The sequence below is a fragment of the Xylella taiwanensis genome (assembly GCF_013177435.1).
Lineage (GTDB): Bacteria > Pseudomonadota > Gammaproteobacteria > Xanthomonadales > Xanthomonadaceae > Xylella > Xylella taiwanensis.
In genome coordinates this window covers 1,363,852-1,390,223 of the sequence record NZ_CP053627.1, presented here as the reverse complement: position 1 = coordinate 1,390,223, position 26,372 = coordinate 1,363,852, and the positions used below count along the sequence as shown (strand labels likewise).

The following is a 26,372-nucleotide window of genomic DNA, read 5'->3' as shown; positions in this document are numbered from 1 at the left end:
ACAAGGTGCTGAAAAATGACGAGTTGCCGTTGCTCAAGCGGCTCAGGCCACCGAATCGTCCTCATGGGCCGTGCCGATGATCGTGTTGAAAAGTGACTCAGCAACTTATCCACAAGCTTAAAGTATCAGCCAAAACAGTTTCATTCCCACGCTTTACCACTGGTTACCCACCTCGGCACACACTTCAGTGCACGATTTTTTCTATTTTCTGAAGCAACAATACGGGTAGACCCGCTTAGAAAATGATATAAAGTATCAAATTGTTTGGTTCATCCGCCAAGCATCTCAGGTATCGGCAAGATCACTCTGCTTAATCGACAGCTTTATAACTAACGTGGTGGATTGCTATGTCAACGCTTACACATCCCTTCGATTTCCACTTGCCTGTTACCGTTTTGTCAGGTTTTCTTGGTGCCGGTAAGACGACTTTGTTGAATCGCCTGTTACATAACCGTGATGGTCTCCGCGTGGCCGTGATCGTTAACGACATGAGTGAGGTCAACATTGATGCGCAGTTGGTGCGTGATGGAGGGGCTGCTCTCAGCCGTACCGAGGAGACATTAGTGGAATTCAGCAACGGCTGTATCTGTTGCACGCTGCGCGATGATTTGTCGAAGGAGGTTAAGCGTCTTGCGTTGGAGCAACGCTACGATTACCTGTTGATCGAATCTACTGGCATTGGCGAGCCGATGCCAGTCGCCGCAACATTCGCTGTGCGGGATGCCGAGGGCTTTTGTCTTACAGATGTGGCACGTTTAGATACCATGGCAACAGTTGTTGACGGCAGCCAATTTACGACGCTATTCAGCTCAGTGGCTACATTGGCTGAATTAGGCCAACAAGCAAATTCCGACGATACTCGCAGCCTTGCCGACCTGCTTGGCGAGCAGATCGAGTTTGCTGACACCATCGTCATCAGCAAGTGTGACCTCATCGATACTATGCAGCTTGCACGCGTCCGTGCAGTCGTGCGGGGGCTTAACCGCGACGCGCAGATCATCGAAGCACGCCTTGGCGAGGTACCCTTACAGCAGCTGGTTGGTACTGGGCGCTTCGATTTCACCCGCGCCCAGCTTGCGCCGGGTTGGATGCGTGAGCTGCGTGGCGAACACACTCCTGAGACCGAGGAGTACGGGATCACTAGTTTTGTTTACCGCGCACGCCGCCCATTTCACCCATTACGCTTCAGCTATTTGCTTGGTCATGGTCTGCCTGGTGTGATTCGCAGTAAAGGCTTCTTCTGGTTAGCCAGTCGTATGGATTGGGTTGGCGAATTGTCCAGTGTTGGCAGTGCCACCCGCACCCAGGCAGCCGGCTTTTGGTACGCTGCGCGGCACCGTGTCGACGTACATGAGGAAAATATGCCGCCACAGATTGGCATTGCTCCCCTCCCCTACACCGAGCTGGGTTGGCAACGTCAACAGAGTGCTTGTTGGAACGCACCATTTCCTGCGCCGCATGAAGTTAGCGATCCTGGTGAATATGCGGCGATGCAGCGCCTGTGGCATCCCCAATGGGGCGACCGCCGCCAGGAACTGGCGGTCATTGGTTTGGATATGGATGAGGATGTTGCACGTCATGAATTGGATGCTTGTTTGCTCAGCAACGAAGAGCTAAGGATGGGGCCGATGTATTGGAGCGCACTGCCAGATCCATTCCCACAATGGCAGCGCTGAATGTTACGTCGAGCGTCTGGTGCATCCCTAAAGCGATTGTCGCGTGTCGCAATCGCTAATCTGAGGCCGAGCTGAGTGTGTGTGGTGCCGTGGTCGTCATGACTAAGGACAATGCGCTTGAACGCGATATTACGCTCTGGAAAACCGCATTGATGGTGTCAGTCAATGATGATGATGACCAGCATCAATTCCGTTGAAAGGTTCACCAAAACGAAACGTATGTCATCCACATTCTGGCGATGTGGTTCATGAGACACCAGGGGTCGCAAAGTATATGACGCTGTGACTCGGGCTGTATCCATGATGAATACATGCCGTAGGGCAGCTATGATATGGGTATGCTGAATCCAGTATTCCCCCACACCTCCGGTACTCTATTTTTAGAAGGTCCCGTTGGATCGCTCGAAGTTGCAGTCGACTTTCCGGAGTTCGATGTCACTGCGCAGTCGGCGATTGCGATTGTTTGCCATCCGCTCTCTACCGAGGGAGGAAGTATGCATAACAAGGTCGTGACAATGACTGCACGTGCATTGCGCGAATTAGGCATGATGACCGTGCGCTTTAATTTCCGCAGTGTTGGCGCTTCAGATGGCAAGTTTGATGATGGCAACGGTGAACGTGCGGACTTGCGTGCAGTGGCCGCTTGGGTGCGTGTGCAACGCCCCGACAGTACATTGTGGTTGGCCGGCTTCAGCTTCGGTGCTTACGTATCGTTGCACGTTGCTGAGGAATTGGAGTCGCAAGCGCTGATTTCAATCGCACCACCAGCTGGGCGCTGGGACCTCAGTAACGTGCATCCTCCGGAACGTTGGTTGCTGATCCAAGGTGATGCTGACGAAGTTGTTGACCCTCAAGCTGTCTATGATTGGATCCGCACATTGCCGCGCCAGCCTAAGCTGATACGTATGCCTGACACCAGCCACTTTTTCCATCGCAAGTTGATTAACTTACGCGATGCTATCCAAGACAGTGTGCGTAGCTGGTTACCGCAGCTGCCATAGATCCACAAGCAGGCTGCGCCCGTACTGCAGCCATAGAATCCGATATGACCGAAATGACCCCTTCGCAACGCTATGCCGCCGGCGTGGAACATGGCAATTGGAACGACGATCTTGCCCAACATGCAGCCTTGGCAGAGTTGGATCGTATCCATAACGCAATCATTCACAATCCGCAGAACCGCTGGTTGGACCGTCTTGCAACGTTCTGGAAAAAGCCCGAGTTGGTGCAAGGCTTGTACTTTTGGGGTGGTGTAGGCCGCGGTAAGACTTTTTTGGTAGACCTGTTCTACGATGGCTTACCCCTTAGTAAATTTATCGCCGAACGCCAGTGGAGCGAGGATATTCAAGAGCCTAAATCCCCTATCTCAACCGCTACTTTCGGGGGCGGTAAGTACCGTACTCACTTCCACCGTTTCATGCGTGGTGTACATCAGCGTTTGCGGGTGCATACCGGGCAAAGTGACCCTCTGGCCAAGATTGCAAAAGAATGGCGTGGCAACTTGCGTGTGTTGGTATTGGACGAATTCTTCGTTGCCGATATTGGCGATGCGATGTTACTTGCGCGTCTGCTTGAGCACCTGTTTGCAGAGGGAGTCATCCTGGTGACCACCTCCAACACTGCGCCGGAGAAGCTTTATTGCAACGGTCTACAGCGCGATAGCTTCCTGCCCGCGATTGACTTGCTAAAGCATTACTGCGTGGAGTTGTATGCTGAAGGCACTGAGGACTATCGTATGCGCGCATTAACAGCTTCGCCTGTGTACCGTACGCCGTTGGACACGCAGGCCGATGCTTGGTTGGCCCAGCGTTGGGCCGAGCTGAGCGGAGGCGCTACGCCTCATCCAGGCAACATTGTCATCGACGGACGCAAGATTCCAGTGCGTGCCCGTGGTAAAAGCATTGCTTGGCTTGACTTCACCGTGTTATGTGAGGGGCCACGCAGTACTACTGACTACATTGAGATCGCACGTGAATTCAATACGGTGCTGATCGGTGGCATTCCGCACTTCAATCCTTTGAATGAGGACGCGGCACAACGCTTCGTCAACCTGATTGACGAACTATACGATCGCCAAGTCAACTTGATTTGCACCGCATCCGGTACACCGCTGCAACTGTATAACGGTGACCGCTTAGCAACGGCGTTTGAACGTACTGCCTCACGCTTAAATGAGATGCAAAGTGCTGAATATCTAGCCACTGCACATCGTGCCTGATCTTCTCTCCGCTATGTTTGTCAACGGTGCTGCATGTCAGTTAATGGGGCCACATTCCTGGCTAGAAATCTTGACATCATGCTCTCTCATCGGCTCATCAATAAAGCATATAGAGTGATGCACACACTATATAGATATCGTGCGTTATGAGAATCGACGTACTGTTTCGGAGATCGGCAAGCATCATGTTTTTGTAATTAATAACGTTAACAAAGTATGTGCTTAATAATCCGCAGCCGTACGTTAGGTGATCACCGCTCTAACCGATGGAGGCTGAACTTTGCGTGTTCCTTTCAGTAATGTGCCAAAGTGGGTACTGTGTTTCAGTTCCTATGACCTTGAGGAGTTGAAACGGCTTAAGAGCACATTCGATGTGCTACGAGACGCTTGCGCTGAAATGCATCAGTGTTGACATAGTGTTGGTATATCGCACGCAACAACTATTGCAAAAATTGAAATTCTTCTGACACGATTACGCCTTCATCTGACAGGACAACTACCATGGCTTCACCCGAGAAGATTCTTTACACCGCCATTGTTACAGCAACTGGTGGCCGTGATGGCAACGTCGTATCTTCCGACAACTTGTTAAACGTCAAACTATCCGCTCCACAGGAATTAGGTGGCCCGGGTGGCTCTGGTACCAATCCAGAGCAACTGTTTGCTGCGGGGTATTCCGCCTGTTTCATTGGTGCTCTGAAGTTTGTTGCTAACCAGGAGAAAGTGAATTTACCGGACGAACCACGCATTGAAGGCCGTGTTGGCATTGGTCAAATTCCTGATGGTTTCGGGCTAGTTGTCGAACTGCGCATTGCCGTATCAGGTATGGAGCGCAGCATGCTGCAGACCTTGGTTGACAAGGCTCATCGAGTTTGTCCGTACTCCAATGCAACTCGTGGAAATATCGACGTCGTTTTGACTCTGATCGACTAACCCAGATGACGGAGTGCATCTAAGCAGGGGGAGATTGCTGTACGGCAGCGGCGGCAAAACAGGGGGTTATCAGCAATACTCGCTTGTGTACTCCCTGGATTGCCACAATCTGAAGATGACTGATTTTTTATCATAACGAGTTCAATCCAGACACCAGCGCAATGGTGCTGGTATATCGCAGGTTAGTTGTGACACCACTTCCCATCTTTTATTACCCCCAGTGTTGTTTTGCCGTGGGTGCTATGTGAACTATTGGTGATTTCGTTTGGCAGAGACATGCTTCTTTAGACCCTGTGGTGGCATGGATTGTCGCGAGTGAATGGAGGTCGCAACGTACTAATCTTCTCGCTGTCACTGCTCCAGTCAGTAATGATGGTCACATTTTTATGAAAATCCTCGTTACCGGCGGCGGCGGGTTCCTGGGCCAAGCACTGTGCCGAGGGCTACTCAAGCGTGGCTATCAAGTGCTCAGCTTCCAGCGTGGTTACTACCACACACTACAAGCGCTGGGTGTTGTCCAGATTTGCGGAGATCTGACCGATTTGCACGCGGTGCGGCACGCAGTCCGTGGTATGGACGCAGTTTTCCATAATGCTGCCAAGGTAGGTGCATGGGGTTCCTACACCAATTACCACCAGGTCAATGTGGTTGGCACACAACACGTTCTGGATGCTTGTCGTGCTGAGAACATCGGTAAGTTGGTGTATACCTCTAGCCCGAGTGTGATTCATCGTTTCACTTACCCGGTTGGAGGTTTGGATGCGGACCAAGTGCCATATAGCAAAGACGTCAAAGTGCCATACGCGGCGACTAAGGCAATTGCTGAACAGGCAGTGTTGGCAGCCAACGGTCCTGACTTAAGCACCGTGGCACTGCGCCCACGCATGATATGGGGCCCAGGTGACCAGCACTTGGTGCCGCGCTTGGTGGCGCGCGCGCGCGCTGGGCGACTGTGTCTGATCGGCGATGGTAGTAACTTGGTAGATAGCACCTACATTGACAATGCCGCACAGGCACATTTCGATGTGTTCGACCATCTCACGCCAGGAGCAGCTTGTGCTGGCAAGGCTTATTTCATCTCCAACGGTGAGCCGTTGCCGATGCGCGAATTGATCAATAAGCTGCTCGCCGCTGTGAACGCGCCACAGGTGACCAAGTCACTGTCATTCAAGGCGGGTTACCGCATTGGTGCATTATGCGAGATGCTGTGGTCGTTACTGCCCCTTCCCGGCGAACCATTGCTAACACGGTTCCTCGTTGAGCAGATGTCTACTCCACATTGGTACAGCATGGTGCCAGCCAAACGTGACTTTGGCTACGTGCCACGTGTGTCTATCGAAGAGGGTTTGGTGCGTTTGCTGTCTGATTGGGGATGATTTCAACGGTATTGTCAGCGTGATGATCAATTACGAAGCACCTATTTTCATCAAGGCTTTAAGGACAAGAAGGCGATTGACGATGTTGTGCCAACCATGCGTGATGAGAACCCTACATCACCTACACGGAAGATTCCCATATATGAACAATTGATCTTCCATTGGCCACCTAAATGCATGCGAACAAGCTGACCAAAGGTTTTTATTGATATTTCTGGAAAACATATCAACCGACAGACGCATATAGGATTCGTTCAGCATAAGTGAGTCGCGCGATTCCTGCAGAAACAGGGTAAGCCGCGCCTTGATCCCTGCTTGCAATCATTTTGCGACCTGATACGCAATGGATACAGAGTACAAGCACAACGTGCACAACGATAACTCAGTACCCAGCGACACTATTTGTATGTGTCATGCGTGTCCGTAATACGCCAAGCATTTTCAGCAATCTTGGTATTCATTTGATAGGAAATCGGTGATCTATTAGCAACTTCTGTTTTACATCGACTCATCCTATCGGTTTATTATAGGGTTCATCACAAGTGCATCACGTAGCCAATAGATGTTGAACATCGCTGTGCGGTTGAGTTCGGATCACCTCGGCAATGTCCTCATCCCGATGTATTCGTACTGCAACGGCAGCAATCTCATCTCGGGCGTTTCCGTTGAAACGGCTTGATAGCACGCGTGAAAATGGCCGTTCGGTTTTCCTTAGATCAACGCTTCAATCAGTTCCATCAGTGACAACTTTGCCTTCTTCGGTTGTGACTTTGTCAACAGGATCATTAACTCTATATATATCAATTCATTGGAGAAACTTGCGAGGTTCTTTTATAAGAACCTTCACAGTATTTAGGATAAGCACCTAATGCACTGATCCATGAGACGTGCATTTACAGCGTGTACGTGCGCGTTCATATTTTTCGGCAGTCGTAGCGTTAGGCTGTTTTGCAACTTGCCTGACCTAAAACGGCCTCGTCCTCTAGAGTAAATTAATGAGTTTCCGAATCCTTAACTCCTTAAAAGCTGCCCTGCTAACCCTGGCCATCACTACTGCTCCGGCGTTGATGGCTAAATCGGACCCCACACCTCCTCAAGCAGCTACGTCAGATCAAAGTACAGCGGCCAAGCTGGTGTATGGTTTGCTTTCAGACAGCCGTTATGCTTACCGGCTGCGCCCACTTAACGAAGCAATGTCCAAAGACATTTTCAAGCGCTACTTGGAAGCCCTGGACAGCAGTAAGCAATTTTTTACTCAAGCCGATATCGACAGCTTCGTAACATTACAAGCCGATATACCGGATTCAATCCGTAACGGCAATCTCCAGCCGGCGTTTAGCATATTTGCGGTGTATAAAAAGCGCGTTGCTGAACGTGTCTCCTATGCAAATCAGTTACTCAAGCAGAACTTCGACTTTTCCGGCCAGGAAAAGTACGAATACGATCGTAGCAAAGCGCCATGGCCAGCCAACCCGCAAGAGCTCGACAACCTTTGGCGCCGATCGACAATGAACGATTGGCTACGTCTGAAGCTGGCCGGCAAGAAGCCCGAAGACATCCGGAAAACTCTTAACAAACGCTATGGCAACCTTGTTAAGACGGTCAACGAGCTTAAGGGTGAAGACATCTTTCAGTTGTATCTCAATGCATACACTAATGCGATCGATCCGCATACCGACTACTTCACTCCACGTACTGCTGAGGCTTTCAACCAACAGATGTCACTGTCGCTGGAAGGTATCGGCGCCCAGCTGCAAAAGCAGGAAGACATGGTGGTCATCCGTGAAGTCATTCCCGGCGGCCCAACTGCTTTGGATGGGACGCTCAAACCTGGTGATCGCATCGTCGGCGTTGGTCAGGGAAAAAACGGTCTAATCGAAGATGTCATTGGTTTACGCATCGACGATGTTGTGTCCAAGATCCGCGGCAAGAAAGACACCCAGGTACGGTTGGAATATATTCCTGCCGAGTCTGGAATCGACGGCGCACACCGTATTGTGACTCTTACACGGCAGAAGGTCCGCTTAGCTGAACAAGCAGCGAAGAGTGAAACCATTACCATAGGAGCCAGCAACGGCGAGCCACAGCGTCGCATCGGCATCATCAAGCTGCCAACGTTCTACCAAGACTTCGAAGGACGCCGCCGTAACGTCACCAACTATACGTCTGCAACACGAGATGTAGCTAAGCTCTTGACCAACTTCAAGGCTGACAAAGTCGATGGTGTGGTACTCGATCTGCGTAACAACGGCGGGGGCTCGCTGGATGAGGCTATCGAGCTAACTGGTCTATTCATCGAACAGGGTCCTGTGGTGCAGGTACGCGAAGCCGGGGGCCGTGTGACTGTCAACGGCGATCGCGACGACAAAGTGACCTGGGACGGCCCACTGGCAGTATTGATTAACCGTGGATCCGCTTCGGCATCGGAGATCTTTGCCGGAGCCATCCAAGACTATGGGCGTGGTTTGGTGATTGGAGAGACCAGCTTCGGTAAAGGTACCGTCCAGAACATTGTCGACTTAGATCGCTGGCCGGCCAACGAAAGTCGGCGATTCGGCCAGGTCAAACTGACCATCGCGCAATTCTTCCGTATCAGCGGATCCAGCACGCAGCACAAAGGAGTGGTACCAGACATCGCTTTCCCAGCAAGCGTAGGTGCGACTGAGTTTGGTGAGAGCACTTATGATAATGCCTTACCCTGGACTAGGATTGCATCGCTCCAACATACCCAATACGGTAATTTCATTCCGCTACTAACAAAGCTGAAAAAAATGCATCTCAACCGTACTGACAATGACATTGAATTTAAATGGTGGAAAGAGGATGTGCGTAATTTCCGTCTGGAAAAGGAAAAGAAGTACGTCATACTTAACGAAGCCGAACGCCTTGCAGAACGTAAAAAGCAAGAAAGTCAGAACAGAGAGCGCCAGACTATTCGGAAAAAGCTTGGTTTACAGCTCGATCCTTTGTCTGAGGATAATGACGATGGACTTATTGGTAACGAGCGTGATATCGCCAAGGACACCGCACGTGAAAAGCTAGCCGACAAGCGCCCCGACCCGTTATTGCATGAATCCGCTGCGATCCTGGCCGATACGATCAACCTGCTAGAGAATGACCAGTTACTATCGGCACAGGTGCTTTTACAGTCCACTGCACCGGGACATTGGGCCAATTGAACAGCGTTGGCTCTGCTTTCTATACACAGAGCTTTGCCAGTGGTGCTGGGTAAACCGACCAACGCCACAACGTTTTCTGCAAGGCAGCTTATTGGATTTGCAGATAATGTTGAGTGTAACGATGGCGCATTCCCAGCCCCTCCATCAGCAGCAGTGATTCATTTTCTGGCATCTGGCCTGGATGATCAGCTAGGCTAGATAGCGGTTCTTAAGCAGGTCACCCCGTCATCTCATCTTTTCTGTCTTTACCAACCGGCCATCCAGCATCGGTATCCCTAAAGATGCCGATGTTCGTCGAAACCAGGGTGGTCGAGATGTCTGTAAAGAGACTCGTGATACCAGCCTAACCCAGGGCACCTGCCACCACCGGCCATTTGGATGTTTCCAGTTCCATAAGAGCTTGGGCGTCAACTCAGGTCCATAGAATAATGAAGAGTCAATAAGATTTGCTCATACCGTTTCTTAAACGTACCTTTCGCTGATATGAGCACGTATTGGACACCTTCGGTACGTTGGCCATCACGCGGGTGGATGCCAATGCCAACACTGGATATGAGTATGGGGTCTTTGAGCCGAGAACCCATCATGTTACATATCTAAACACTTGATTATCTGGTCGGCTATAGCCGAGCCAAAGCGTAACCCTATATTAGGAAACAAAAAAGTATGTCTGCATCCCGCACAAACGGCAATTGCAACGACTCTCAGTCACTGTAAACACAATCTTTTCAATTGAAGTTAAGGGTTGACAGGACTGCCGTACAATGTTTATCTGCCTTCCATGATTTCCTTCCTGCGTTCTTCCAGCTTTCTTGTTCATTCTGCTCTTGCGGTAGACTTTCTTCTTGTACCCGTGCTTATTACCTGCTCAAGCAGTGCGGGACAAGCCAGCGTGTAAACAACATACACCCAGGCTTCGATAAGACCCCGCATTGGCAACATTGCGGGGTTTTGTCTTTGTATGGGGCCTGAAAATTTCGATATGACATGAACCAAAGCATCAGATCGGATTAAAGCATCGTCTGTCGTACCTGCAAAAGCCTCATGGAAGCTGCAGGTTATATGCGTTGCGTACCTCGTTCATAAACCTTCTAAACAGCCAACGTATGCACTGTTGGCTAACCACCCAAGATCATTACAAGGATCCCATTCATGAGAAACACAACTTCCACTCTGAGAATCGCAGTCATCGGTTATGGAAGTCAGGGCCGCGCACATGCTCTGAACCTGCGTGACTCCGGTTTCGACGTTATCGTCGGTCTGCGTACTGGAGGTCCAACCGAGGCTAAAGCTCAGAGCGACGGTTTCACCGTGCAGTCTCCGGCCGAAGCGGCGAAGCATGCCGACTTGGTTTCAATGCTGACCCCAGACATGGTCCAAAAGAAACTCTACGAAGAAGTTTTGGAGCCGAACCTGAAGCCGGGCACCTGCCTGCTATTCGCGCATGGTCTCAACGTGCACTACGGCATGATCACCCCACGGACCGATCTGGACGTGGTGCTGGTTGCACCCAAGGGTCCCGGCGCGCTGGTACGCCGTGAGTACGAAATTGGGCGTGGGGTGCCATGTATCTATGCGGTGCATCAAGATCCCAGCAGCCATGCTGAGCAGCTAGCGTTGACCTACGCTGGTGGCCTTGGTGGTGCTCGTGCCAACATCATCAAAACCACTTTCAAGGAAGAAACTGAGACCGACTTATTCGGTGAACAAGCAGTGTTGTGCGGTGGTGCTTCCTCGCTGGTGCAGGCTGGCTTTGAAACTCTGGTTGAAGCCGGTTACCAGCCGGAGATCGCCTATTACGAAGTGCTGCACGAATTGAAGTTGATCGTGGATCTGTTCTACGAAGGCGGCATTACCCGCATGCTGGAGTTTGTCTCTGAGACCGCACAGTATGGTGATTATGTTAGTGGCCCACGCGTGATCGACGCCAGCACCAAGGAACGTATGAAAGCTGTGTTGAAGGACATTCAAGACGGCACCTTTACCAAACATTGGATTGCCGAATACGAGGCTGGCCTTCCGAACTACAAAAAGTATAAGCAAGCTGACCTGGAACACCCAATTGAGAAAGTTGGTAAGAAGCTGCGTGCCAAGATGGTCTGGTTGAATAGCGAAGAGACAACTGATAATGCCACTTCTCTGAGCTCGAAGGTGGCTTAATGCCTTCCGTCCTCCTCTCACTGCAACACATAAGGTCGCTACCACATGAACAGAACCGCACACGGCGTACCCCGCAATGGTGCGCGCTGGTTGACGCAGGCTCTGGAAGCAGAAGGAGTTGATACGATCTTCGGCTATCCGGGTGGCACGATCATGCCGTTTTATGACGCACTCGTTGATTCTCGCCTCACACACATCCTGGTCCGCCACGAGCAGGGTGCAGCCTTGGCTGCCAACGGCTATGCACGCGCTAGCGGACGTGTCGGTGTATGTGTAGCAACATCCGGGCCAGGTGCATCCAATCTGATCACCGGCATTGCCGACGCGATGCTGGATTCAGTCCCCATGGTGTGTTTGACGGGCCAAGTCGTGACCTCGTTACTGGGCACCGATGCATTTCAGGAATTGGACGTGTTTGGCCTGACCATGCCGATTGTCAAGCATAGCTTCCTGGCACGTTCGGTACAGGATCTTCCGGGCATGGTGCGGGACGCATTCCGCATCGCACGGGAGGGCCGGCCGGGTCCGGTATTGATCGACCTACCTAAAGACGTGCAAATGGCTGATGCTTCGCACCTGCAGGACCACGTACCGGCCCCCGTGGTCCCACCGCCACCACCGGAAATGGAAATCATCATCAAAGCCGCAGCGGCAATCGCTGCAGCCGAGAAACCAGTGATCTATGGCGGCGGCGGTATCGCTCTGGCCGATGCAGTAAACGTCTTCCGTACCTTCGTCGATACTACTGGTATCCCGACCACGTTGACGCTACGCGGTTTAGGTGCGCTGCCACACACGCATGCCCATTACCTAGGCATGCTGGGCATGCATGGCACCCGCGCGGCCAACATGGCAATCCAGGAATGTGACCTGCTGCTCGTCGTTGGTGCCCGTTTCGACGACCGTGCAACCGGAAAGTTGAACGAATTCGCGCCGTTTGCTCGGGTTATCCACCTTGATGCAGACCCCTACGAAATCAATAAATTACGGGACGCAGACATCGCCGTGCCAGGTCACTTGGTCACAGCACTCACTGCACTGAGCACCGCCTTGCCATCCACTGCGGCGGGTCACCACCCACGGGCGGGCACACCACAAGCCGAATGGCACAAGCACTGCATAGGCAACCGTGAACGTTTTGGCGTACGTTACGATGCCCCAGGCAATGATATCTACGCACCAGCCCTGCTTAAACGCCTGAGCGAACTAGCGCCAGCTAATACCATCGTTGCTTGCGACGTCGGCCAACATCAAATGTGGGTGGCGCAACACTGCGCATTCGAGGATCCGCGCAATCACCTGACCAGCGGCGCACTAGGCACAATGGGTTTCGGTTTACCTGCAGCCATGGGTGCACAGTTTGCCTATCCAGAGCGCATGGTAGTACTGGTTTCTGGCGATGGCAGCTTCATGATGAATGTGCAAGAACTGGTCACCATCGCACGCTGCAAGCTACCGCTGAAAATCGTACTGCTCGATAACAGCTCGCTTGGCATGGTTCGGCAATGGCAGGAGCTGTTCTTCGCGGAGCGTTACAGTGAAATTGATCTGTCTGATAATCCCGATTTCACCGCGTTGGCGCAGGTATTTGGGATTCCTGCAAAACGCATCACCATCCGTGCCGATGTCGAAGATGGCTTAACTGACTTGCTGGCCCAGCAAGGTCCAGCGTTGCTGCACGTATTGATCGATGCACGCGCCAACGTCTGGCCTCTTGTACCACCCAACACCGCCAACAGCATCATGCTGGAAAGCAACCCCGCCCATGTCCAGAAGGAAGCACCGCATGCAATACCGGCTTGATCTGGTCCTCAAGCCCGCCGAAGGTGCAATACTGCGTGTGCTTGGCATGACTGAACGCCGCGGTTTCCGCGCCTGCGCGATCCACGGCAGCACTGTCGTTAACGATGCAGGCCGCTGGCACCTTCAAATGGTCGTAGACGGCTCGCGCTCACCAGAGACGCTACGCTTGCAACTGGAGAAAGTATACGACTGCGAATCAGTAGCAATTACCGCCCTGGAAGCGGCATGAATTGCAGGGTACTAAGTGCTATACCGCGCGCAATACTGCCGCTAGATTTTCTTTGCAGGCATAAGCCAGCATGGCATCTCGTAATGATGTTTGCTGGTCATCAGGGTGTATAGCTACATGGATATACCTGATTTGGGTCATGCCTTCGTTAAACAATCCAATGTAAGCGACAGTAACACCGTGAGTGTGGCCGATGTGTTGGCCGCACAAGCCCGTTTACGTCGTTATCTGACACCTACACCGATTCACTATGCTGAGCGTTTTGGAGTGATGTTGAAGTTGGAGAATCTGCAACGCACCGGTTCCTATAAGGTACGCGGCGCGCTGAACGCGATGTTGGTTGCGCTGGAACGCGGCGATGACCGCACAGTCATTTGCGCCTCAGCCGGCAACCATGCCCAAGGCGTGGCTTGGGCAGCTTACCGACTAGGTATGCAAGCAATCACCGTCATGCCTCACGGCGCTCCGGCTACGAAGATTGCCGGTGTCTCACATTGGGGGGCCACGGTACGCCAACACGGCCAAAGCTATGACGACGCCTATGCGTTTGCATGTGAGTTAGCTGAGCAAAACGATTATCGCTTTCTATCCGCGTTCGATGATCCGGACGTGATCGCCGGTCAAGGGACCGTTGGTATAGAGATCACCCCGCATGACCCAGACGTGGTGATCGTGCCGATCGGCGGCGGCGGCCTTGCTTCCGGCGTTGCTTTGGTGCTCCGCTCACAGGGAGTACGCGTCATCGGGGCTCAAGTCGAGGGCGTCGATTCGATGGCACGTGCAATCCGTGGTGACACGCGCGAGATCGCTCCAGCTTCGACCTTAGCGGACGGGGTGAAAGTCAAAATTCCTGGTTTCATTACCCGGCGTCTGTGTGCCAATTTGTTGGACGACGTGGTGATTGTGCGCGAAGCCGAATTGCGTGAAACACTGGTGCGCTTAGCACTGGAAGAGCACCTGATCGCCGAAGGGGCAGGCGCGCTAGCGCTGGCCGCTGGCCGCCGCGTCGCAGGTAAGCGTAAGTGCGCCGTGGTCTCCGGGGGTAACATCGACGCTGCAGTACTGGCCAGACTGTTGTCCGAAGTACGTCCGCAGCCACCTCGTAAGCCGCGCAAACGTAGTGCAGATCGTCCTAACAATTCCGGCAATGCCCCTGCCCCGCGTAACTGATTCCGTTCCATATCCACGCCTGTCAATGGCACTGCTGTAGAGGAGTATTCACTGGTGAACACGAGCATATCCAACCAGCCCCCTCGTATCCGAATTTTCGATACCACGCTACGGGACGGTGAGCAATCTCCCGGTTGCAGTATGCATTCGCAACAAAAACTGATCATGGCACGCGCGCTAGATGCACTGGGCGTGGACATCATCGAAACTGGTTTCCCAGCCAGTTCCCAATCTGATTACGAAGCGATGACGCTGATCGGTCGCGAATTACGCAGACCAACGCTAGCGGTGCTGTCACGTTGTTTGCAAGCCGATATCGAGACTTCAGCACGTGCATTGGAATCAGCCGCCAAACCACGCTTGCATGTGTTCCTGTCAACCAGCCCACTACACCGCGAGCACAAGCTGCGCATGACCAAGGAACAAGTGCTGGAATCGGTGCACAAGCACGTGAGCCTCAGTCGCCGTTTCATCGACGATGTGGAATTCTCGGCCGAGGATGCGACCCGCACCGAGGAGGACTTCCTGATCGAGGTTACCCGTGTAGCAATCGCTGCAGGTGCAACCACGATCAACCTGCCAGATACCGTTGGGTTCGCCACGCCGGAAGAAATCCGCAACATGTTTACGCGTATCATCGCGAGCGTCACAGATGCAGACAATGTGATCTTTAGTGCGCACTGCCACAACGATCTGGGGGTGGCGGTCGCCAACTCGCTGGCAGCGATTCAGGGTGGCGCACGTCAGATCGAATGCACTATCAACGGCATTGGCGAGCGTGCTGGCAACTGTGCGCTAGAAGAAATCACCATGGTATTGAAAGTACGCAATGCGTTTTACAACATTGATACTGCAATCCACACATCACATATCGTCTCCACCTCCCAATTGCTGCAACGATTGGTTGGTATGCCGGTGCAACGCAACAAGGCGGTCGTGGGTGCCAATGCATTTGCACATGAGTCGGGTATCCACCAACACGGTATGCTGCGCCACCGTGGTACCTACGAGATCATGCGTCCACAAGAGGTGGGTTGGATGTGTTCGCACATGGTGCTCGGCCGTCATAGCGGGCGTGCTGCAGTCGAACAGCGTCTACGTGCGCTGGGCTACTTGCTGGAGGAAGAAGAGCTCAAGCTGGTATTCGAGCAGTTCAAACAGCTTTGCGAGAAACAGCGTTTGGTCACCGATGTCGACCTGCAAGCGCTGATGCAAGATACGACCATGCAGAATGGCTACCGCTTGGCATCAATGACAATCAGCGATGTCGGTAACCGAGCCAACGCACTGGTGGAATTATCCGATCCCCAAGGTCATCGTGTGGCCGAAACTGCACAAGGCAACGGCCCAGTAGACGCACTGTTCGGAGCACTCGCTGCAGCAACCGGAGTCAAACTGGAGTTGGACAGCTATCAGGTACACAGTGTCGGTATCGGTACCGATGCACGTGGTGAAGCCAACCTCAGTGTGCGCCACAACGATACTCCATACGAAGGCACCGGTACCAGCAAGGACATTATCGAAGCCAGTGCGCTCGCTTGGCTGGATGTAGCCAACCGTTTGCTGCGTAAACCAGCTAATGTACAAAGTACACAAGACGCAGCAATGGCCTGACTCGACGCACCGCACATCCTGGTCATGGCTTGTCCCTGAAGTATCGAACTTCAGACATCAGCTGAGACTCTGCTGCCTGAATTGAAAGCTTGAGGTTAGGTTCTCTGGAAAGCGTTACGCATTGTGATCCAGTTGTGCTGGTGGCTACTTGTGCTGGTGGCTACGCATTATTTCCTGTGATCTGTCTCCACCCCAACATGAACAATGAAACATGGACGTTGCTGTACTGATGAATGAACAGACGCTGTAACCCATGCAGATACTGAAGATAATGTTTAACACTTTGCATTGGGTCGCACACTACACAACGACTTTTCATCCTGGAAAGCGGGCGATCGGCACTTTCAACGGCTGCTGAAAAAACGATGGACTGGAAGGGTGACGTTGATGTTACATGTCACCTCAGGCAGATCAGTTTAGCGAAGCTGTCCTGATTCGGGATTGCTAAACATTGCAATCCATCTGAGTGTGATACACGGAGTGTCAATGATGGTGTTTCTTTGTGGTAACTCGACATTGCTTGTTTTGATACTCCTATTTTGTTAACCATTTCACTATTTGATCCTGTTTAGCATATTTCTTTTGATTTGTGATGAATTAAAACGGCGAAACCTGTTTTGAGAATCTCCGCACGCTTTTTATGCGTAAATACAATGTTTCTCGAATCTGATATTCTCGAGGGAATAACTTTATCCATCCCGATGACGGCCTAAATTCAGTGTGCCGCAGGTTTATTTTATATTCAAATAAGATGAGATTATTTTAAATTCAGCTTCAAAATTGCATGGCATATTCAGCAACTATAAATTTATTGTTTTGTTGAATTGCAGATTCAATCTGACTCCTTAACTTTTGAGGGAATAACTTTATCCATCCCGATGACGGCCTAAATTCAGTGTGCCGCAGGTTTATTTTATATTCAAATAAGATGAGATTATTTTAAATTCAGCTTCAAAATTGCATGGCATATTCAGCAACTATAAATTTATTGTTTTGTTGAATTGCAGATTCAATCTGACTCCTTAACTTTTGAGGGAATAACTTTATCCATTATGACGATGGCTTAAATTCAGCGCATCTTAGGTTTATTTCACATTAAATAAGATGAGGTCATTTTAAAATCCAGCCTCAAAGCTGCATGGCATATTCAGCAACTATAAATTTATTTTTTGAATGAAATTCAACCCGACTCTCTATTTTAACTAATAAGGGGAACAAGCAAGCCAATCATAAAGATAACGTCATGTTTAAAGACCATCCATAAAATTACTGAGGAATAAGGTGAATAATTTGAAATTCCCTCAAAGCATCTTGAAAACCTTGAAATATACGACGTCTGTTTTACTCCTCACTGGAAGCCTATTATCAACTCCAGTTGTTTACGCTGAAGATCATGTCGATAACCCGTTCGTTGGCGCGACTGCTTATGTGAATCCAGATTATGCAAAAGCAGTTGATACTTCAATTGCGAAAGTAAGTGATGCTTCATTAAAAGCAAAAATGGAAACCGTGAAGTCCTATCCTACAGGGATCTGGCTTGATAGGATTGCTGCGATAGACGGCGGTGTGAAAAATGGAGGCCGTCTTGGTCTAATAGGTCATTTGGATGCTGCATTAGCACAGAAAAAAGGAAATACGCCTATTACAGCACTCTTTGTTATTTATGATATACCTGGGCGCGATTGTCACGCATTAGCTTCTAATGGCGAACTGCCTTTAACTCCAGCAGGTTTGCAGCGTTATAAAACAGAATACATTGATGTAATTGCCAATATTTTTGCAAATCCAAAATATAAAGATATCCGTATTGTTAATGTAATTGAACCGGATAGTTTGCCCAACCTTGTCACTAACATGAATACTCCGAGTTGTGCTAAAGCAAGCTCTACAGGAATTTATGAAGAAGGCATAAAATATGCGCTTAACAAACTTGCTGAGATTCCAAATGCATACAATTACTTGGATATCGCTCACTCTGCCTGGTTGGGATGGGATAACAACCGGATACCAACAATCGGTTTGTACACAAAGCTAATTCAAGGTACTACAGCAGGCTTTGCTAGTGTAAATGGTTTTGTTACCGATACAGCAAACTACACACCGCTGATTGAACCGAATCTCCCTAATTCTGATCTCAATGTGGGTGGACAACCTATTAGATCAGCAAAATTCTACGAATGGAATCGTTATTTTGATGAAGTTGATTATGTAGAAGTTTTGTATAACGATTTTGTCGCTGCAGGCTGGCCACGTAGTATTGGATTTTTAACTGATACTGGGCGCGACGGATGGGGTGGATCTCAACGTCCCACTGGCGCTTTCGGAAATGATGTCAATACTTATGTAAACTCTGGACGTATAGATCGTCGTCTTCACCGTGGTAACTGGTGTAATCAGAGCGGAGCAGGTATCGGTTTACCTCCAAATGCAACTCCAGGTGGTCATTTAGATGCTCTTGTATGGGTTAAAGCTCCAGGCGAATCTGATGGTTCTAGTTCACTTATTCCGAATGATGAAGGTAAAGGCTTTGACCGGTACTGTGACCCTACCTATGTAACACCAGATGGCACGTTAACAGGTGCATTGCCTAACGCTCCAATCGCTGGTGCCTGGTTTCATGATCAATTTGTAATGTTAATTAACAATGCTTATCCCGCCATAGAACGTTCTTCAAGTTCTAGTTCTGGTGTTCCTGATTCCAAATCCGGAGACTCCAAATCCGGAGACTCCAAATCAGGTGACTCCAGTTCTGGTAGCTCCAGCTCCAGTAGTTCCAGCTCCAGTAGTTCCAGCTCCAGTAGTTCCAGCTCCAGTAGTTCCAGCTCCAGTAGTTCCAGCTCCAGTAGTTCCAGCTCCAGTAGTTCCAGCTCCAGTAGTTCCAGCTCCAGTAGTTCCAGCTCCAGTAGTTCCAGCTCTGGTGGTTCCAGCTCTGGTGGTTCCAGCTCCAGTGGTTCCAGCTCTGGTGGTTCCAGCTCTGGTGGTTCCAGCTCTAGTGGCTCTTTTAATGTTACTACCATCATGGATACCGATTGGGGCACGGGTTATTGCCAACGTGTCCAGGTGACTAATACCGGAAACAGTCGCAATACCTGGACCGTCCAGGTTCCGATGAAGGGCAAGGTCGAGAACCTCTGGAATGCACAGTGGTCACAGAACGGTACCACGCTCACCGCTTCTGGTATGGACTGGAACAAGACGCTGGCGCCGAGTGGAATGCCGAATTCAACGGCCGAATTCGGCTTCTGTGGGTCATATTGAGGTGTCTTTCCCACTCCGGCGGCACACCGCCGCCGGAGCGGGTACGACGGCAGTACGCCGTGTCCAAAGATAATGCGACGTTTGTGGGAGGGGCCTAAACCAAGGCCCCGCTTTTCGTAATCCCTGAGTTCACCCTCTATCCTGAGTCCCTTGCACAGACCGGAAACAGAAGTGTCGCTTTGCACCATGACAGCTTACACGAGACACATCTGTGGGGTAGACCAACGCTTCTACACGCTTCGTTCGCTTAAACGTAAAGTTGAGATACTTAAAATGATGCTGCTCGGCGTCGCCATGACAGACATCGTTGCGCTGGTAGCCAAAGCATTTTTTGATTCATCCTGGGACTTTACGCCAGAACGGAACTGCCGATACTTGTCTTGTGCAGCCTGGTCACAAGCCAAGCTCGCGATGAGAGCCGAGGCGTACGAGCTGCTATATCAACACCAGCTCAGGTGTGACGTGGCAGTCCCGGTGCCTTTCTAGTTGCCAGTCAGTGCATGATCGGAATGAGGTGGCTCTAGTGGCTGGTCGTACGCCAATGCTTTGACAACGGGCATCAGTTCTAGATTGAGCGCGGTGCGGTGCTGCCCCTTGATCTCTTGTAGTCGCGCCTGAAATCGCTGCCAGCACGGTCGATGCCTGTTACTGGATGTGCTCGTCAATGTGGGCACGGACAACAGTATGTTTAGACATGGAGCTACATTTTCGTAATGCATGTAAGGTGGGTCGGTTAGTCCGCATCCTCAAAAAAGAAGACGTAGTAGCATGGCAGACGGCAACTGGTACCGGCAGAGCACGAACTGGTAATGTCCAAGAATCGTACTAACCGCCTTGGCTTCGCGCATCCTGCTGACCTTCTTCCGCGAGTGCGGCCGTTTTCCCAGAGACAAAAGCGAAGTGTTGAAGCGCACGGCATTGCGGTGTTCAGCAAACAACTCGACGTGCCTGCGCCGATTGACAGCGAAGCCTTCCTCCCGGCTGCCGTGAAGCAACGGTAGCTGATGCCGATATGCTAATCGCCTGGTTGCACCTGAGGTCGACAGCAGCACTTTGTGTACTCACGTAAACCACTTCCATTATGGCCTCTTTGAGTGGCCTGTCGTCCGAACGCGCGAGCATTTGGATGCTTTGCTGGATCCAGAGAAAGCGGGCATAGACGATACCGCACAGGACGAGGCTGCTCTAGTGAAGCATTTCGTCCACACCAAGGTACACACTTTCCCAACAAACGAAAAAGTGCCGCTCAAAGGCGTCGTACGTGGCCTATGGTGCAAAGCCGTGACGGAGAAATCAGATGGCGCATGTTGGGATCGAGATCGCGTCACTTACGAATGCGTTCTCCACCTTCAACATAAGCCTGAAGAAGAACACTTATGTCAGGCTGAGCAGCAAGAGCGGCGATTAGATCACATTGACACCGCTCGACACGCACCCTGATCTACCCAACCTGACTGCACTCAAGACCGAACTCAATGCCACCTAACCAACGGCCACCTAACCAACGAATGGCCGGACTGGATTCCGGCACAACAGCTAAGACCTGGTCTATGTGCACTGCCGCTCTATCGGCGTAGAGGTGATGCGCTGCTTAGTCATCAGCGTCGCCGACGGCGTGTAATACGGTGATCTGGGGCCGTGGCACTACAGCCTGCACATCCGACTCCAAACACTTCGGTGCCTGGGATCAGAACCTCACCACGCAATCGCGGCATCATGATCTACTGACAGGTCGAGCGTAATCCACTGTACATCCACTCTCAGCTCAAGTCGCCGTCGTCGTCGGAAATTGCGTCGATAATTGAGGGCGTGATCCACGACTGTACCGAGATAGAGGTGATCGTCAGTATGTCGATTCGTATGGCCAAAGCTATAGTCGCATTCGCCTTCTGTCGACTGCTGGGTTTTCAGTCGCTGCCATAGTTGAAGGCGATCAACTCGCAAAAATGGTGCAATCGATTTCGTTTTCTTTGTCCGTCGGAGTGAAATGGCACAGCAACCGCTCTGCGCGGATCATGAGGTCAGCATGCTCGAACGCTGCACCTGATCCAGAATTGCATGGTCGTACGTCAATACCCTGATGATCAAAATATTCTGGCACTACCGCACTGGCAAGGCAGGTTCACACAGCGCGACTACACTGCCCTGACACCGCTGATCTGGGAACACGTTAACCCTTTATGGCTAGCTAGACCTCAACATGAACACGAGGCTCGATGTGCCGTAATCGAAATGGTGGATGGTGACACGTTGGTAAATCAACAACGTGTTGCATTACGCAACAACATTTAAGTGATTACCAACTGGATCACCTGTTTAAATTTTCATCGACGAGCTGCTTAAGTGATCAGAGAGGTAATGCTTTAGATTCTGGAATTGACATACTTCTTGTTGTGCTGACAAATCAGGATAGTCGCTATGCTGCTGAATGATGACGTATGACGGAAAAACGCTATCTGCATGCACCACACATTTGGGATGACAGGAGTAACGCCAAGATGGTAAGGATCTCGCCCCAAAGCACTGGCGGATTGGATCAGTAACGCAGTAACGCTGATCCCCAAGTAAAACCACCACCAAACGCTTCCAGAAGCAGTAACTGACCACGCTGCACACGACCAGAACGGATAGCCTCGTCAAGCGCGAGTGGCACCGAAGCCGTGGAGGTGTTGCCGTGACGATCAACAGTGACCACCACCTGATCCATCGACATATCTAAACGCCTTGCGGTAGCTTCGATAATACGCAGGTTAGCTTGGTGAGGAATTAACCAATCCAGTTCGTGTTTATCTAGATGATTAGCTTCTAGCGTTTCGTCAACTACGCTATCGAGGGCTTTAACCGCGTATTTAAACACCTCATTTCCCTTCATCAACAGGGCGCCGCCATTTTTGCCTTCACCAAAGCCAACTGATACACCAATAGGGTCCCAAAGCAATTCTTTTTTACTGCCATCAGCATGCAGGTGGGTACTGAGAATGCCTGTGTCTTCATCAGCCTTAAGCACCACGGCTCCAGCGCCATCCCCAAATAGTACGCAGGTAGTGCGATCACTCCAGTCTATGATTCGGGTCAAGGTATCCGCACCGACTACTAACACTGTTCTAGAGTCGCCCGAAGACACAAATTTATCTGCCACGCTCAACGCATATACGAAACCGGAACATGCAGCATTAACGTCGAACGCACCACAGCCAACAGCACCAAGACGTGCCTGCAACAGGCAAGCAGTAGACGGAAAGATCAAGTCCGGTGTGGTGGTCCCGACAACAATCAAATCCAAATCAGTGGACCGCACATTAGCAGCTTCAAGTGCACGAATCGCAGCCTCGTAAGCCAAGTCGCTGGTCGTTTCGCCTTCGGCAGCAATATGCCGCTCACGGATACCGGTGCGAGTGCGGATCCATTCGTCGCTGGTATCGACGATCCGCGCCAGATCGTCATTGGTCAGCACTTTCTCTGGCAAATAACCGCCTGTGCCTGCGATTCTGGCGTAGATTCGCTTGCTCATATCGAATTCCTAAATTTAAAAAAGCCGCGTCGGGACAGACGCGACTTCCAAAGCACATGCACTAAGCAAGCAAGGTTCTGTATCCCACATCCCCCAATCAATCTTCTTCGACAACCGAAGTTTTAATCGCAATAACCTTCTTGCCACGGTAGTAACCATCAGCAGTCACGTGGTGGCGCACATGCACCTCACCGGTCGTTGGATCAATTGACAACTTTCTCGCGGTCAACCTGTCGTGAGAACGACGCTGACCACGACGGGAAGGGGTCACTCGGGATTTTTGCACAGCCATGGGATTACTCCAGATTTATTGCGATAACTTTGAATTGTTTCGTTGCATATGACAAAACACGTCTCAAATTCATTTTCTATCCTAAACCTTAGCAGCGGCTATTGCCTCTTAAACGAAGCGAGCACTGCAAACGGATTTGTCTTATTCGTTTCTTGATCAGTAGGGGGCCATTTGGTTTCCACTGCTTCGGTATCTAACGCCACTGGCACCAGCGGGATCGCCAACAACAGTTCATCCTCGACAAGATCAACAGGCCGTAGCATGCCATTAGCGGGCACCAGAAGTACCTCGTAATCCGGTGGGAGTGCCGACTCCTCAGCCTCATTGCGAATCAAGCCCATACGCTGGCTAACACGCACTGGCAACAGAAAACGTTGCAAACTGCGCTGGCATTCCAGCGGCAACTGCGCCTCCACGGTCAATGCCACATAAGCTATTTGCAGTCCCTCGTCATGACCGAACTCAAGCACATAAGTACACTCACCTTCGGTATCGAGTAACGCATCCCCCAACCGCTTCATCTTGGTTAGATGAATCCGCCCACCAAAACACCCGCGGGCAGCGACCATCCGCCAAGTATCCAGCCATTCTGGGACGTTTTCAATCATAAGCTACGGCATCCTAAGGATAGAGACCAGTATTGTCAAATCAGAACAATCCTGGCGCTAGCCATTGATAGCATTGACCTGCAAACTGGCGCAAAATTAGCGCGATGGTATAAACAATAACACCTGCCAAATTTTAGCCCCAGGCAATGACGAGATACTCCTGTGATATTGATATGCGTAGGAACATTCGACTTAAATATCATGGACTTGTACAAATGTTGTAACCACACACCGTTTAAAAATTGTATGAATTAAATATGGACTGCTTCTCTATTCTGGCCAGAGTAGTAAGCGAAATCATCAATTCCCATTCCGGTAATAAAATAACGGCATCACTTTCATCTTTTTCGACATTGTGGACATGCTCTGGATGATATGAAAACCGAAAGAAAAACGTATATTTCTTCGAAATCATAATATTCTTGAAGGAATACTGAGATAATCAAAGCAAGATTCATCCCGTCGAATGCATTGAGCGTGATGGAGGGAACACAGATACATGCCATTATTAACGGGAGATACGTAACGGCTGCTCTGTCCAATCTTCGACACTACCATCACGCCCATGGAGACGTAGTCCGAGCCAATGCCGACCCGGGGATAACATGCGGAAGTTCACTTGTCCACGAAAACCTACCCGTGGGTGGCTGGGATCAGTCGAGATACGCCAGTAATCACGCACGTCCCGCAATAGACCATAGTCAGCCTGAGCCGCAACTTGCCCATCAAGCAAGATATCCACTCCCGCCAAACCCACACCATCCTTAAAAGCCCATCCAGTGACCTGGAATGCATCAGATACCACCGCATCGGACAACGGCTGATCGATCCAAGCCATTGCTGGTGTTACGCATTGTCCGGACGTGCGCTGTACCGGCAACCGGAACAACAAGAAACGCTGGTAACCATGATCGGTCGAAACGATCTGTGGGGGTGGCAGTGGGCCAACCATCGCGCAGACCTCATGATAATGCTGTAACAGGTCACGGTAGCGCATGTCACTCGGCGACAGTACCAACAGACGTCTACCTTCGTGTGTACTCTGATTCAACAGCCCCCACTGACGCATTTGTGCGGTACGTCCGTGGCGATCGTTGAGTGATGAGGCCAGTACCTCAATGCGTGGGTCACGCAGCCGGAAACCTAGTTCAGCACCAACCTTAAAGTTGCCCGCCAAGATGCGTGTACCTGGCTGCAGCATCAGTTCAGCACGTACGGCCTCAGCGAGCGCATCCCAGCCAGCAAAATTGCGCGGGTAATACTTCCTTCCAGCACTGCGTTCCCGCAACGCCGGTACCGATACTGCCAAGTAATAGCCGTAAGCACTGAGCGTCCCAATGACCGCCAGTCCCCAGGCGCCACGCCGCCAGTGTCGCGGCCAATTCATCAGTACCTGCGGGACAACGATCAGCAAAGCGAAATAACCCGGAAGTGTCCAATGAAAGCTGACTCGCTCATTATCGGTAAAGAACCCGAGCAAAAAGATCCCCAGAGTGGAGATGCCGCCGAGTAAACCGAAGTAACGCCACTGTACACGCCCACTGCCACGCACCGCGAGCCAAGCCACCCGCACCATTGCATAGGCGAGCAACGGCGTGACTAGCAGTGTCTGAATCAACAGAAACACCGCACCTTTGACTTGAAAACTCCATGGGTGACGTTCAATAAATTGGAAGCGCAGCCCAGCCTCCTGGTTGTCGAAGTTCCATAGCAACAGAGGTAGCCAACCCAACGCACCGACAATAAGCGCAATCCATAGCCGCGGATCGCGCAGCAATGCACGTCCCTGCGGCATACACAACAACGCGATTAATCCGATCCCAATCACACCGATAAAACGGTAGTGACTCAACGCACCCAGCAACAAACCCGTCGCCAATTCCAGAACACTGATCGCATCGATGTCACGCAACAAACGCGCCCCAGCGTCCAGGCAAAACACCACAGCCAACGCCATCGGCACATCCGGGAGAGCGAGAATACCGAGCGTGGCCGATAACGGCATCAGCAGGGTCAGCATGCCAGCACGCCAACCCAACGAAGGACCGAACCAGCGTGTAGCAATATGTGCGACCAACCACGGCAGCAGCGCGGCGATTACAAGAAATGGCAAGCGCAACGCCAACAAATGATGCCCACCCAGCATGACACCCAGTCTGGTGAGCCATGCCGTCATCCCTGGAAGATCCGAATAAGCCAATGCCCAATGTTGGCCTTCCTGCCAGTAGAATGCCTCGTCAACAAACAGCGGTAACCGCGCCGCGATCACTAACTTGACGGCAGTCGCCAGGGCCCACAGGATCACAAATGCCCGATAGGCACGTTGATCTACCTGGATGACCTCC

At 51.2% G+C, this 26,372-nt stretch carries 19 protein-coding genes; 15 read left to right on the top strand and 4 right to left on the bottom strand.

Going from position 1 to position 26,372, the window contains the following annotated elements; genetic code table 11:
• Positions 1–347 precede the first annotated feature (347 nt).
• The 15 genes from PLS229_RS05980 (at position 348) to PLS229_RS12260 (ending at position 21,908) form a co-directional block, all read left to right on the top strand.
• Positions 348–1,676: a GTP-binding protein gene (locus PLS229_RS05980; protein ID WP_038271339.1), complete on the top strand. Its 1,329-nt coding sequence runs from the start codon at positions 348–350 to the stop codon at positions 1,674–1,676.
• A gap of 338 nt (positions 1,677–2,014) precedes the next feature.
• Positions 2,015–2,677, top strand: coding sequence for an alpha/beta hydrolase (locus tag PLS229_RS05975; protein WP_038271377.1), 663 nt, complete (start codon positions 2,015–2,017; stop codon positions 2,675–2,677).
• A 44-nt stretch (positions 2,678–2,721) separates the two neighbouring features.
• The gene (zapE, locus tag PLS229_RS05970) at positions 2,722–3,894 is read left to right on the top strand and encodes a cell division protein ZapE (protein ID WP_038271338.1); all 1,173 of its coding nucleotides are present in this window, start codon (positions 2,722–2,724) and stop codon (positions 3,892–3,894) included.
• Positions 3,895–4,395: 501 nt separating this feature from the next.
• Positions 4,396–4,827: an organic hydroperoxide resistance protein gene (locus tag PLS229_RS05965; protein WP_038271337.1), complete on the top strand. Its 432-nt coding sequence runs from the start codon at positions 4,396–4,398 to the stop codon at positions 4,825–4,827.
• A gap of 386 nt (positions 4,828–5,213) precedes the next feature.
• Positions 5,214–6,203 (top strand): 2-alkyl-3-oxoalkanoate reductase, encoded by a 990-nt coding sequence (gene oleD, locus PLS229_RS05960; protein WP_038271336.1) that lies wholly within the window; start codon positions 5,214–5,216, stop codon positions 6,201–6,203.
• Positions 6,204–7,198: 995 nt separating this feature from the next.
• Positions 7,199–9,382 carry a carboxy terminal-processing peptidase gene (locus PLS229_RS05955; protein WP_038271335.1) on the top strand — a complete coding sequence of 728 codons (2,184 nt, stop codon included), beginning with the start codon at positions 7,199–7,201 and terminating at the stop codon, positions 9,380–9,382.
• Between the two features lie 1,152 nt (positions 9,383–10,534).
• Positions 10,535–11,542, top strand: a complete 1,008-nt coding sequence (gene ilvC / locus PLS229_RS05950; protein ID WP_038271334.1) for a ketol-acid reductoisomerase — start codon at positions 10,535–10,537, stop codon at positions 11,540–11,542.
• Positions 11,543–11,587: 45 nt separating this feature from the next.
• A complete protein-coding gene (gene ilvG / locus PLS229_RS05945) occupies positions 11,588–13,345 on the top strand; it encodes an acetolactate synthase 2 catalytic subunit (RefSeq protein WP_038271333.1) in 1,758 nt (585 codons plus the stop codon).
• A complete protein-coding gene (locus PLS229_RS05940; RefSeq protein WP_038271332.1) occupies positions 13,329–13,574 on the top strand; it encodes an ACT domain-containing protein in 246 nt (81 codons plus the stop codon). Before ilvG ends, PLS229_RS05940 begins: the two co-directional genes overlap by 17 nt.
• A gap of 117 nt (positions 13,575–13,691) precedes the next feature.
• Positions 13,692–14,744 carry a threonine dehydratase gene (locus PLS229_RS05935; RefSeq protein ID WP_038271331.1) on the top strand — a complete coding sequence of 351 codons (1,053 nt, stop codon included), beginning with the start codon at positions 13,692–13,694 and terminating at the stop codon, positions 14,742–14,744.
• Positions 14,745–14,798: 54 nt separating this feature from the next.
• The gene (locus PLS229_RS05930; protein WP_038271330.1) at positions 14,799–16,358 is read left to right on the top strand and encodes a 2-isopropylmalate synthase; all 1,560 of its coding nucleotides are present in this window, start codon (positions 14,799–14,801) and stop codon (positions 16,356–16,358) included.
• A gap of 1,290 nt (positions 16,359–17,648) precedes the next feature.
• On the top strand, positions 17,649–19,616 hold the full coding sequence (locus PLS229_RS05925; RefSeq protein ID WP_069636213.1) for a glycoside hydrolase family 6 protein: 1,968 nt from the start codon (positions 17,649–17,651) through the stop codon (positions 19,614–19,616).
• 809 nt (positions 19,617–20,425) lie between these two features.
• Positions 20,426–20,617, top strand: a complete 192-nt coding sequence (locus PLS229_RS05920) for a hypothetical protein (protein ID WP_081755444.1) — start codon at positions 20,426–20,428, stop codon at positions 20,615–20,617.
• Positions 20,618–21,362: 745 nt separating this feature from the next.
• Positions 21,363–21,539 (top strand): Tn3 family transposase, encoded by a 177-nt coding sequence (locus tag PLS229_RS12725; protein ID WP_425511084.1) that lies wholly within the window; start codon positions 21,363–21,365, stop codon positions 21,537–21,539.
• 135 nt (positions 21,540–21,674) lie between these two features.
• Positions 21,675–21,908, top strand: a complete 234-nt coding sequence (locus PLS229_RS12260; protein WP_038271326.1) for a hypothetical protein — start codon at positions 21,675–21,677, stop codon at positions 21,906–21,908.
• Positions 21,909–22,152: 244 nt separating this feature from the next.
• Here the strand turns inward: PLS229_RS12260 and PLS229_RS05910 are convergent, their stop codons facing one another.
• From PLS229_RS05910 to PLS229_RS05895, 4 genes are all read right to left on the bottom strand, one after another.
• A complete protein-coding gene (locus PLS229_RS05910) occupies positions 22,153–23,127 on the bottom strand; it encodes a beta-ketoacyl-ACP synthase III (protein WP_038271325.1) in 975 nt (324 codons plus the stop codon).
• Positions 23,128–23,224: 97 nt separating this feature from the next.
• On the bottom strand, positions 23,225–23,419 hold the full coding sequence (gene rpmF, locus PLS229_RS05905; RefSeq protein WP_038271324.1) for a 50S ribosomal protein L32: 195 nt from the start codon (positions 23,417–23,419) through the stop codon (positions 23,225–23,227).
• A 98-nt stretch (positions 23,420–23,517) separates the two neighbouring features.
• Positions 23,518–24,027, bottom strand: coding sequence for a YceD family protein (locus tag PLS229_RS05900; RefSeq protein WP_038271323.1), 510 nt, complete (start codon positions 24,025–24,027; stop codon positions 23,518–23,520).
• Positions 24,028–24,535: 508 nt separating this feature from the next.
• Positions 24,536–26,365 (bottom strand): ArnT family glycosyltransferase, encoded by a 1,830-nt coding sequence (locus PLS229_RS05895; protein WP_171898081.1) that lies wholly within the window; start codon positions 26,363–26,365, stop codon positions 24,536–24,538.
• Between the last annotated feature and the right edge of the window lie 7 nt (positions 26,366–26,372).